This window comes from Hymenobacter metallilatus (assembly GCF_003944705.1).
Taxonomy (GTDB): domain Bacteria; phylum Bacteroidota; class Bacteroidia; order Cytophagales; family Hymenobacteraceae; genus Hymenobacter; species Hymenobacter metallilatus.
This window is the reverse complement of the sequence record NZ_RWIS01000005.1, coordinates 42,988-53,899: the sequence shown is the minus strand read 5'-3', so window position 1 is coordinate 53,899 and position 10,912 is coordinate 42,988. Positions and strand designations below refer to the sequence as shown.

At 62.0% G+C, this 10,912-nt stretch carries 7 protein-coding genes; 4 read left to right on the top strand and 3 right to left on the bottom strand.

The window, feature by feature from the left end:
• Window positions 1–8: 8 nt before the first annotated feature.
• The 3 genes from EI290_RS08905 to EI290_RS08895 form a co-directional block, all read right to left on the bottom strand.
• Window positions 9–677 carry a response regulator transcription factor gene (locus EI290_RS08905; protein ID WP_125428848.1) on the bottom strand — a complete coding sequence of 223 codons (669 nt, stop codon included), beginning with the start codon at window positions 675–677 and terminating at the stop codon, window positions 9–11.
• A 148-nt stretch (window positions 678–825) separates the two neighbouring features.
• Window positions 826–2,664 carry an ATP-binding protein gene (locus EI290_RS08900; protein WP_125428846.1) on the bottom strand — a complete coding sequence of 613 codons (1,839 nt, stop codon included), beginning with the start codon at window positions 2,662–2,664 and terminating at the stop codon, window positions 826–828.
• A 129-nt stretch (window positions 2,665–2,793) separates the two neighbouring features.
• Window positions 2,794–4,380 carry an amino acid permease gene (locus tag EI290_RS08895; RefSeq protein WP_125428844.1) on the bottom strand — a complete coding sequence of 529 codons (1,587 nt, stop codon included), beginning with the start codon at window positions 4,378–4,380 and terminating at the stop codon, window positions 2,794–2,796.
• Window positions 4,381–4,593: 213 nt separating this feature from the next.
• Between EI290_RS08895 and EI290_RS08890 the strand changes: the two genes are divergently transcribed.
• The 4 genes from EI290_RS08890 to EI290_RS08875 all read left to right on the top strand — a co-directional run bounded on the left by EI290_RS08890 (window position 4,594) and on the right by EI290_RS08875 (window position 10,842).
• Window positions 4,594–5,010: a hypothetical protein gene (locus EI290_RS08890; RefSeq protein ID WP_125428842.1), complete on the top strand. Its 417-nt coding sequence runs from the start codon at window positions 4,594–4,596 to the stop codon at window positions 5,008–5,010.
• Between the two features lie 203 nt (window positions 5,011–5,213).
• Window positions 5,214–6,590, top strand: a complete 1,377-nt coding sequence (locus EI290_RS08885; RefSeq protein ID WP_125428840.1) for an MBL fold metallo-hydrolase — start codon at window positions 5,214–5,216, stop codon at window positions 6,588–6,590.
• Window positions 6,591–6,706: 116 nt separating this feature from the next.
• The gene (gene sbcD / locus EI290_RS08880; protein ID WP_125428838.1) at window positions 6,707–7,936 is read left to right on the top strand and encodes an exonuclease subunit SbcD; all 1,230 of its coding nucleotides are present in this window, start codon (window positions 6,707–6,709) and stop codon (window positions 7,934–7,936) included.
• 116 nt (window positions 7,937–8,052) lie between these two features.
• On the top strand, window positions 8,053–10,842 hold the full coding sequence (locus EI290_RS08875; RefSeq protein ID WP_125428836.1) for a hybrid sensor histidine kinase/response regulator transcription factor: 2,790 nt from the start codon (window positions 8,053–8,055) through the stop codon (window positions 10,840–10,842).
• Window positions 10,843–10,912 lie beyond the last annotated feature (70 nt).

The following is a 10,912-nucleotide window of genomic DNA, read 5'->3' as shown; positions in this document are numbered from 1 at the left end:
CCAAGATATTAGTGAATAAGCTTGTGCTTAAGCGCATATTGAATAAGCCCAACCACCGACTTGGAGTTGGTTTTCGTGAACAGGTTACGCCGATGAGTTTCCACGGTCCGCTCACTGATAAAGAGCGCCTCCGCTATAGCTTGATTGGAATACTCCTGGGCTATCAGCTGCAGAATTTCCTGCTCCCGGCCCGTAAGCTCTACCGCCCGCTTAGCCTGAATGGAAGCTGGTATCTGCAGGTTCTGGAGCAGGGTATCGGCTACATCCTGACTGAAGTAATTCTGGCCCGCAGCTACTTGCCGGATAGCCGTGCTCAGCTCCGCCCGACTGGCCGTTTTCAGAATATAACCTGAGCCGCCGGCTTCCAGTACCTCGGCCACCGTAGCATGGTCGTGAAACATACTCAGAATCAGGACACGAATGGTGGGCCAGGTAGTCCGAATGGCCCGGGCCAGCTCCACCCCCGTCATTTCAGGCATGTTCAGGTCCAGTACGGCCACCCGTATTTCCGGGTGGGCAGGCAGCAGCCGCAGGGCATCGGCCCCGCTGTTGGCCTGCAGCACCACCTGCAAGTCGGTTTCCGGGCGTAGCATCATCTTAATCCCCTCCACAATTACCGGATGGTCGTCGACCAGCAGTACTGGAATGGTTTCTTGTTCAGATAAGGGGTGTGCCATACGGTGTGGGAAGCAGAAAGAGCAAAATAGTCCGGCAGGAGCTGGAGCAAGGGCAAAAGGTACCGCACCTATCTTCTATACTAAATATAGCAAACTGCTGTATAGTAGGCCGGCGGCCGGGTACTGGTGGCAGCCGGGAACGGCAAATCTACACTAAAACCGGTGCTGGCCCCACCCGCAGCGGAATTTTCAGGGTAGTACTGGTGCCGGTACCTTCACCAGAGCAAATAGCAAGCTCCCCATTCAGGTAGGCCACCCGGCTGGCTACATTGCGCAGGCCAATGCCTGCCCCCTCCTTCAGCAACACTGGGTTGAAACCCACGCCGTTATCGATGATGCTGATATGCAGCTCGCTTGGTTGGCACGTGAGGCGCACGATAAGCTCGGTGGCTTGGGCATGTTTGGTAACGTTGTGGATAAGCTCCTGCAGAATCCGGAACAGGATATTTTCCAGGGTTGAATCCAGCTGATGATCCTGCAGACCGGTTACCTCCAGTTGAATTTGCAGGTGGCAGGGCCCCAGCCGCAGCCGGTCAAGCAGGGTGCGCACGGCCTGCACTAGGCCGTGGCGCGTAAAGGTGGTGGGCACCAGGTTGTGCGAAATACTGCGCACCTCCCGCACGGCCTCATCCAGCATGTCCATGGAGTTGCCAAACAGCTCCTGGTGAGTGGCATCGGTGAGGGAAAGGCGGCGGCGCAACGCCCCCAGCGTTATTTTGGCCGCACTCAGCAGCTGGCCCACGCTGTCGTGCAAATCGGCTCCAACGCGCCGCCGCTCATTCTGCTCCGCATCCAGGATGGCCTTGGAGTGGCGGCGCTCCATGCGCTGGCGCTCCTGCACAAACTCCACCTCCCGGCGCAGGTGCCGCCGGCTGATCAGCAGATACCCCACCACGGCCGTCAGCACGGCCCCAGCTAGGGCCAGGGCCAGCACAAATTGCCACCGGCGGGCAGCGGCCCGCTCGCCTTCTTCCGCCAGCTTTTGCTGATGCAGCTCCTCGCTGAAGCTCAGGGCCTGCACCTGAGTCATGCGCGACTGACTGAACAGACTGTCGCGGGTGGCAGCGGAGGCGCGCAGGTAGCGGTATGCCTCCTTACTGTTGCCCATGTCGGCATATATATCGGCCAGGTAGTCGCTGGCTTCAAACACGCCTTTGGCATAGCGCCCGGCCTGACCCGCAGCCAAGGCCAGCCGCGCATAGCGCAGGGCCGCAGTTGGCTGTTGGTGGCGGGCCAGGCGGGCCAGCCCCAGGTAGGCCCTACTCACAGCATAAGATACTGGCATACCAACAGCCCGGCTAATGGCCCGCTGGTAGAAGTAGCGGGCCTGGTTTGGGTGGCCACGCCGGGCTTCTATATCGCCCAGAATGGACAAGTCGCCTATTTCACTATGGGCATCATGCTGCTGCAGGTCCAGCTCGTAGCCGCGCCAGGTGTAGTACCAGGCCGAATCGGGGTGCCCCAGCTCCAGGTGGGCCCGGCCAATATTGCCCAGAATGGGCGTGAGCAACACAATATCGTGGTGCTTCTTGGCCAGAGCCACAGCCCGACGAAAATAGCGCAGGGACAATTGCTGGTTCCCCTGCTCCAGGTGGGCATATCCCAGGGCGTTATCGGCATGAATCACACCACCGGCGTACCCGATGCGTTGGGCCAGCCGCCGGGCCGTAACCTGAGTTTGAATGGCAGTGGCATAGTTACCGGTGCGCATGAAGGCCCAGCCCAGCATCAGCAGTGCCCGGCACTCGCCCGAGCGGAAGCGTAGCTGCCGGGCCAGCCGCAGCCCCTGCTGTCCGTATTCTATTCCTTTAAGGGGGTTGTCGTCGGTGCGCTCCCAGGCCAGTTGAATCAGCAGCTGCACCCGGTTGGTATCGGGGCGGGAGGCCGTCAGCAGCCGCTGCAAACTATCGGCCCGGGAGCCGGCAGCGGCGCCCCAGGCTACCTGCACCATGCTACAGCAAAAAACAGCCAGTAGAAGTCGGAGCATGGGCAGGCGGGAATGGTTCAGCCTCTAAGCTAGAAGGTTTCCGTGGACCATCCAATACGCCCCGGCCAGTACGCAAAACGCCCCGCCGGAACTCCGGCGGGGCGTTTTACAGGCACGTACACCTGGTTATCAGGCATTCTTGGGGTCAGGCTCAATGAAGGCCTGCTCTTCCATTTCGGTAGGTATTACCACAATGCCCTGCTGCAGCTTGGAGTTGCGCTTGCCGTAGATGAAGTACACGATAAAGCCCAGTATCATCCAGCCCAGGGCTACTTTCAGCGTGAAGGCATCCAGGGCCACAATCATACCCAGGCATACCAGCATCCCCATAATAGGCACCAGCGGGAAAACCGGGCTGGAGAGCGGGGCGCGGAACGGGCGGGGCTGGCTGGGGTCCGATTTGCGCATAATCCATACCCCGGCCGATACCAGCACAAAAGCCAGCAGGGTACCGAAGGAGGTTAGGTCGCCGGCCAGGGAACCGGGTACGAAAGCGGCGAAAGCGCCTACAAATACCAGCAGAGCCAGGTTCGATTTGTACGGGGTGTGGAATTTGGGGTGCAGCTCGGAGAAGGCCTTCGGCATGAGGCCGTCCTTGGCCATAGAGAAGAATACGCGGCTCTGGCCCATGAGCATTACCAGAATTACCGAGGAGAAACCTAGTAGGATAGCCATGGTTACTGCCGTACCCAGCCACTCGTAGCCGGGCATGTGCGCCTTAATGGCGTAGGTAACCGAAGCTTCGCCGCCCTTGGCCGGGTCGGCAAACTCGCGCCAGTTAGCCACACCCGTCAGCACATGGCCGAACAGGATGTAGAGCACGGTGCATACGGCCAGGGAGCCCAGAATCCCGATGGGCATGTCGCGCTTAGGGTTTTTGGCTTCCTGCGCGGCCGTGCTCACGGCATCAAACCCGATGAAGGCAAAAAACACAATGGCGGCACCTCCCAGGATACCACCCCAGCCGTGCTTGTTCCAAGCCGTGTACTCGCGCACTACCGCCCCGGCAGCATTTTTCACGGGCTCGGCGTTTTCCGGAATGAGGTAGGGTTCGTGGTTGGAGGGGTTGATAAACTGCCAGCCCACTGCAATGAATACCAGCACAATAGCCACCTTCAGGAACACCACCACCGCGTTGAACAGGGCCGACTCCTGGGTACCTTTAATCAGCAGCAGGCTCAGGGCCACAATAATCAGCAGGGCGGGCAGGTTGATGATACCCGTATGCATCACCCCGTCGATGGCAGCGCTTTCGAAGGGCGAGTGGCTAAGCTCGTAGGATATAGGGGCAATGTGAAACGCCTCTAAGAGCTTGTTGAGGTATTCGCTCCAGGCAATAGACACGGTAGCCGCTCCCAGAGCATATTCCATAATCAGAGCCCAGCCGATTACCCAGGCCACAAACTCGCCCATGGTAGTGTAGGCGTAGGTGTAGGCCGAGCCGGCAATGGGAATCATGGCGGCAAACTCGGCGTAGCACAGCCCGGCAAAGGCGCAGCCAATGGCCGCTACAATGAAAGCCAGCGTTACACCGGGCCCCGATGCCTGGGCCGCAGCCGCGGCCGTGCGCACAAACAGGCCGGCCCCGATAATGGCGCCCACGCCCAGTGCCACAAGGTTACCGGCGCCCAAGGTGCGCTTTAGCGAACCTTCTCCGGAGGAGTTGGCCTCGCCCAGCAGCTGGGCCAGCGGTTTTTTGGCGAAAATATTTGCCATACAGGTTGTTGAGAGGAAAGAGAAAAGGTGAGACGAGGATTGTAAATTTTGCAAAGAAAGCTACCTGCAAGCAGCTACGTGGCCCGAATATAGGCGTTTTGGCTGATTGCTGTGAACAGCAGGCGGGCACGCGGCTGGTTTTCACTCGTAATTAAACCTGCCGCTCCCGGTCACCTCTAACCCGCTATACGTTCATCCACAGACTCCTCCTCCATGAAAAAGATGCTTGCGCTGCTTATTGCCGCCACCGCCCTGAGCGGCAACGCCGCTGCTCAAACCACCATTCCGGCCCAGTCCCGCCCTGGTGGCCTGGCTCAGAACCGCCAGAACCTGTCCCCAGAGCAACGCGCCGACCGCCAAGCCCAGCACCTGACCACCCAACTCGGTCTTTCTGCCGATCAGACGCCCAAAGTACGCGCTATTGTGCTGGCTCAGGCCCAGGAAATAGAAACTCTGCGCGACAAATACACTGCCGCCGGTAGCCGCCAGGGCCTGGGCCCGGACCTGAAAGCTACGCAGGAGAAGTACGATGCGCAGTTAAAAGCGGTGCTAACCGCCGAGCAGTACACGGCCTACACCCAGCTCCGCGCAGACCGTTTGGAAAAGGTGCGCCAGCGGCGCGCCAATTAGTCAGGTAGTCGCCTAACCGGTACGCCAATTGAGTACGTTGCCCCGGCCACTCAGGCCGGGGCTTTCTGCGTGCTGCCAGCAGGCGGCGCAAGCTTTTCCGGTATTGATGGGCTTGTAAGAGGTGCTTCTTACCTATATTTGAAACTATGCGCCCCCGCCCTGGCTACCACCGGCCGGGAGGCCGTCACCACATCCAACACCCCATGAGTCCTCTGCCCAGTAGTACCGGTTCGGTACAAATTCAGCAGTTCTACGACAAAGGCCTGGCCCACGCCAGCTACGCCATCCGCAGCGGCCGCCAGGTGGCCATCATCGACCCGGCCCGCGACCCGCAGCAGTATTACGATTTTGCTGATGAGCATGATGCCACCATCATTGCCGTCATCGAAACCCACCCCCACGCCGACTTCGTGAGCAGCCACCTGGAAATTGCCCAGGAAACCGGCGCCACCATCTACGTCAGCAAGCTGGTGAAGGCCGGCTACCCCCACCAACCCTTCGACGACGGGCAGCGCATCAGCCTGGGGGCGGTGGAGCTGCACGCCCTCAATACTCCCGGCCACTCGCCCGATTCCATTAGTGTACTGCTCGTGGACGAGTTGGGCCAGACCCGCGCCGTGTTCACCGGCGACACCCTGTTCGTGGGCGACGTGGGCCGCCCCGACCTGCGCGAATCCGACATTGTGGGCGGCCACAGCCGCGAGGCATTGGCGGCGCAGCTCTACCGCAGCACCCGCCAGAAGCTAATGACGCTGCCGGTCACCACCAAGGTGTACCCGGCCCATGGGCCCGGCTCGCTCTGCGGCAAAACCACCTCCCCCGACCTCGACAGCACCATCGGGAAGGAAGTGAAAACCAATTACGCCCTCCAGCCTATGTCGGAGGAGGAGTTTATCCGGGTGCTGCTGGAAGACCAGCCCTTCATGCCCAAGTACTTCGGGCATGATGTGGTGCTGAACAAGCAAGGGGCATTGCCATTTGAGGACAGCGTGCGGGCCGTGCCCCGCCTGCAGCCCGACGCGGCCCTGGCGCCTGGGGTGGTGGTAATTGATACCCGGCCGGCAGCTGAGTTCCGTAAAGGCCACCTGCCCGGCGCCATCAACCTGATGGACGGGGGCAAGTTCGAAACCTGGCTGGGCTCGGTAGTGGGCCCCACGGAGCCGTTCTACCTCATTGCCGACTCGCAGATAGCCCTGGACATCGTCATCCGGAAAACGGCTAAAATCGGCTATGAGGGCAATATTAAAGGGGCGTTGCTGACGCCGCGGGAGCGGTCTGCTACCAGCCCGGCGGTGGATGTAGAGCACGTGCGCCATCAGCCCCAGGATTTCACCATTGTGGATATTCGCAACTACGCCGAAGCCCGGCAGCCGGTATTTGATAACGCCCTGGTTATTCCGCTGCCGGAGTTGCGCGAGCGAGCCCAGGAAATTCCGACCGACAAGCCTGTGCTGATTCACTGCGCCGGGGGGTACCGCTCGGCGGCGGGGGCCAGCATTGTGCAAGCAGCCCTGCCGGGCGTGCCGGTGTATGACTTGGGGGAAGCCATTTCTACGTTTCAGCCCCAAGCTGTGCATTAGATTTCTTTCTCGCAGAGGTTCGCGGAGGGATGCGCAGAGGTAAAGGGAGGTTGTGCCTCTGCGCTCCTCCGCGCATCCCTCCGCGAACCTCTGCGAGAAAACCTCATTAGCAACTCATGCGCGTATTACACACCGCCGACTGGCACCTGGGCCAACGCTTTATTCAAGGTAATGAGCGCACGGAGGAACACCGCCATTTTCTGGAGTGGCTGGTGCAAACCGTGCGCGAGCAGCAGGTGGAAGTGCTGGTAGTGGCCGGGGACGTATTCGACACCGGCTCACCTTCCAACCAGGCCCTGGAGCTGTATTACAGCTTCCTGCTGAGCCTGCGCCAAACCGGCTGCCGTGACGTGGTGGTGGTAGGCGGCAACCATGATTCACCAGCCACCCTCAACGCCCCGGCCCGGCTGCTGCGCCATTTGCGCGTGCACGTAGTGGGCTGCGTGCCCGAGTGCTTCGAGGAACAGGTGCTGGTGCTGGACGATGCCCAGGGCCGGCCCGGCCTGGTGGTGTGTGCCGCGCCCTTTCTGCGCGACCGGGACGTGCGGCTCTCGGTGCCTGGCGAAACGGCCGAAGAGCGGGAAGCCCGCATCAAACAGGGTATTGCCGACCATTACGCCCGCCTGGCCGAAATAGAAACCGTGTGGCAGCTCAAGGATTTGGGCCTGCCCGTGCTAGCCACCGGCCACCTGTACGCAGCCGGGGCGGCCCCCTCCGAGTCGGAGCGCACCATTCACGTGGGCAACCTGGGCCAGGTGACGGCCGACCACTTTCCGGCAGTATTCGATTATGTGGCCCTGGGTCATTTGCACCGCCCCCAGCGGGTGGGCGGGCGGGAGCATATCCGCTACTCCGGCTCCCCCATTGCCTTATCCTTCTCCGAAATTGACCACCCCAAGGAAGTAGTGTTGGTAGAGTTCCGGGCAAACCAGTCGCCGGCCTTCACCAGCCTGCCCGTACCGGGGGCCCGCCGCCTGGTGCGGTTTCATGGCACACTGGACGAGGTAACCCACGGCCTGACCACTTACGACAACACCGGCTACCTGCTGCCCGCCTGGGCCGAGGTGCAGGTGCACTCCGAGCTGACCCAGCTGGAAGTAGCCGAGGCTTTGCTGCGCGTAATCGGGGAGTTGGACCGCCGGCAGCTGGAAGTGCTGGCCCGCCGCCACTACCGCCTGGTGAAGCTCCGGGCCCTGGGCGAAGCCACCGACGCCGATACTCCGCTTACCCGCAGCCTGCACGATTTTACCGAGCGGGAGGTGTTTGAACAGCGTCTCGAAGCCGAGCCTGAAGCCTCTCGCCCCGAGCTGCTGAGGGCTTTCGATGAGTTGCTGGAGCAGATGTAAGGTCCCCCCCGCTCTGGTAGAATTGTGGTAAATTAGCTTTGCCGGTTGTCCCGGCGGTAGCCCGTCTGGCCCCGTGGCGGGGCCGGTTGCCTAACCACGTAATCTGCTTTTTTCTCTTGCGCATCACGAGCCGGGTCCTGCTGTTGCCAGCCCTGATTGGCCTTGTAACGGCCTGTACCTCCACGCCCGCCCCCCCTACTTACCGCATTGGCTTTTCGCAGAGCGTGAGCGGCGGCGACTGGCGGCAGGCCATGCTGGCGGGTATGGAGCGGGAACTGGTGTTTCACCCCGAAATCCAGTTTCTCACCCGCGACGCGCAGAGCAGCAGCCGGCAGCAGCAGCAACAGATTCATGACTTGCTGGATGCCGGGGCGGATGTGCTCATTGTGGCACCCAACGACGCGCAGGCCCTGTCTCCATCCGTTGAGGAAGCCTACCGCCGCGGGGTGCCCGTTATTCTGCTGGACCATCGCACCACCTCCCCCCACTACGCTGCCTACGTGGGCGGCGACAACACCGGGGCCGGCGCTACGGCCGCCCGCTACGCCGCGCAGCTGCTGCGCCAGCGCGGAGAGGTTATCGAAATAACGGGCACCCCGTCGTTGGTGGCCAGTGAGCGGCACCAGGGGTTTACGCAGGCCCTGCGTGCCTACCCGCAGATGCGCGTGGCCGGCACCGTAACCGGCGACTGGGGCACTACCACCTGGCAACCCACCCTCACCCGCTTACTGCAACAGCACCCCGAAACCCGGCTGATTTTTGCCCACAGTGACCTGATGGCCCAGGGCGCCTACGAAGTGTGCCAGCGGCTGGGCCGCCCCGAGGTGCGCATTATTGGGGTAGATGGGCTGGCGGGCAAGGGCAATGGGCTGGAAATGGTGCAGCAGGGCCGCAGCACGGCGTCCTTGTTTTACTCGCCGGGCGGGGAGGAAGCCATTCGGGTGGCCCTGAAGATTCTGCAGCATCAGGCCTACGAGCGGGAAAATATCCTGGGCACCATTGTTATCGACTCAACCAACGTGCTTACGCTGCAGCAGCAGGCGGTGAAGCTGGCCAGTCAGCAGGCCGGCATCGAGCAGCAGCAGCACCTACTCCACACCCTACAGGCCACGTATGCCAGTCAGCGCACGGTATTGTACGGTTTGCTGGCCTCTCTGCTGGCGGCTATTGTACTGGGAGCCAGCGCCTGGCACGCGGCCCGCACCAACCGGCGCATCAACCGGGAGCTGGCCCGGCAAAACGAGGCCAACGACGCCATTAACCGCCAGCTTAGCACCCAGAACGAGGAAATCAGGGCTCAGCGCAACCAGATTGCCGAGCTGGCCGAGCAGGCCCGCGTGGAAACGGAGGCCAAGCTGCGCTTCTTTACCAACTTCTCCCACGAGCTGCGCACCCCGCTTACCCTGATTATGGGGCCGGTAGAGGAAATGCTGACCGGCCGCAACGGCACCGCCCTCCAGCCCAGCCAGCGCCACGAGCTGGGCCTGATCCGACGCAGCACCCAGCGCCTGCTGCAACTGGTGAATCAGCTGCTCGACTTCCGCAAGATTGAGGTGGGAAAAATGGCCGTGCAGGCCCGCCCCGACGATTTGGTGGCCTTCGTGCGGGAGCTGGTGGAGGCCTTCGAGCCGGCCGCTCGGGTGCAGCAGGTGGCCCTCACCTTGCGCCCCGCCGAGCCTACGCTGCCGGGCTGGCTGGACCGCAACGTGCTGGACAAGGTATTTCTGAACCTGCTTTCCAACGCCCTCAAGTACACCCCCGCCGGCGGGCAGATTACGGTAAGCGTACAGGCGGCCGCCGAGGGCCGCAGCCTACAGGTGCTGGTAACCGACACCGGCCGCGGCATCCGGCCCCAGGATAGTCCGCACATTTTCGAGTGGTTTTACCAGGGCGAGCAGCCGGGCACTGGCAAAGGCTCGGGCATGGGCCTGGCCCTGGCGCAAGGGTTGGTACGGCTGCACCAGGGTCAGCTCACGTTCAGCAGCCAGCTGGGCCAGGGCAGCACCTTCACCGTGACGCTGCCCCGGGAGCTGCCCGCTGCGCTGCGCGCCCCCAACCCCGCCGAGCCCCTGGATATTTCCATGGATGAGCCCCTGGCCCTGCCCGTGCCGGAGGTGGAAGCGCCCGTCCCCGAAGCCGAGGCCCTGGTGCTGGTAATTGAGGACAATGCCGATGTCAGTGAATTTGTAACCCGCAAGCTCCGTCCTCATTTCCGGGTGCAGGCAGCCGCCGATGGGAAGGCGGGACTACAGCTGGCGCTGGAGCTGATTCCGGACCTGATTGTGTGCGACGTGATGATGCCCGGCCTGAGCGGACTGGAAGTAGTGGCCCGGCTCCGCGCCGACTGGCGCACCTCTCACGTACCGGTTATCCTGCTTACGGCCCGCAACGCCCCTGAGCAGCAGGTGGAGGGCGTGCAGGCCGGTGCCGATGTGTACCTGACCAAGCCTTTCAACCCAGCCTTCCTGCTGGAGAGTGTGCGCACCCTGCTGGCCAACCGGGCCCGGCAGCGGGAGCACCTCAGCCGGGAGTTGGCTACCCCCATCGACCCACCCCAGGCCCCCCACCCCGACCAGGCATTTATCCAGGCCCTCACGGCGCAGGTGGAAGCCGACCTCACCCGCACCGACCTCACCGTGGAGGAGCTGGCCCACGCCCTGGGCTTTTCGCGGATGCAGCTCTACCGCAAAGTGAAGGCCGTGCTGGGCACCAGCATCACCGACTTCGTGCAGAGTGTGCGGCTGCAGAAAGCCTGCGAGCTGCTGCGTGATGACTCACTAAGCGTAACAGCCGTAGCCTACGAGGTAGGCTATGCCTCCCATTCCTACTTCTCCAACAGCTTCAAGGCCCGCTACGGGGTGGCCCCTTCCGAGTTCCGGGCCCGCCACCAGGCTGGGGTGAGTTGAAATAATTGTGCAAACGGAGCAAAAAACTCCTGCAAAAATTGAATATCCGCTGAGTTTTTAGTTATATAAT

What these genes read in the sequence shown, in the direction of transcription:
- EI290_RS08905 (WP_125428848.1), bottom strand. Translation starts at nt 677, where the DNA reads ATGGCACACCCCTTATCTGAACAAGAAACCATTCCAGTACTGCTGGTC.
- EI290_RS08900 (WP_125428846.1), bottom strand. Translation starts at nt 2,664, where the DNA reads ATGCTCCGACTTCTACTGGCTGTTTTTTGCTGTAGCATGGTGCAGGTA.
- EI290_RS08895 (WP_125428844.1), bottom strand. Translation starts at nt 4,380, where the DNA reads ATGGCAAATATTTTCGCCAAAAAACCGCTGGCCCAGCTGCTGGGCGAG.
- EI290_RS08890 (WP_125428842.1), top strand. Translation starts at nt 4,594, where the DNA reads ATGAAAAAGATGCTTGCGCTGCTTATTGCCGCCACCGCCCTGAGCGGC.
- EI290_RS08885 (WP_125428840.1), top strand. Translation starts at nt 5,214, where the DNA reads ATGAGTCCTCTGCCCAGTAGTACCGGTTCGGTACAAATTCAGCAGTTC.
- sbcD (WP_125428838.1), top strand. Translation starts at nt 6,707, where the DNA reads ATGCGCGTATTACACACCGCCGACTGGCACCTGGGCCAACGCTTTATT.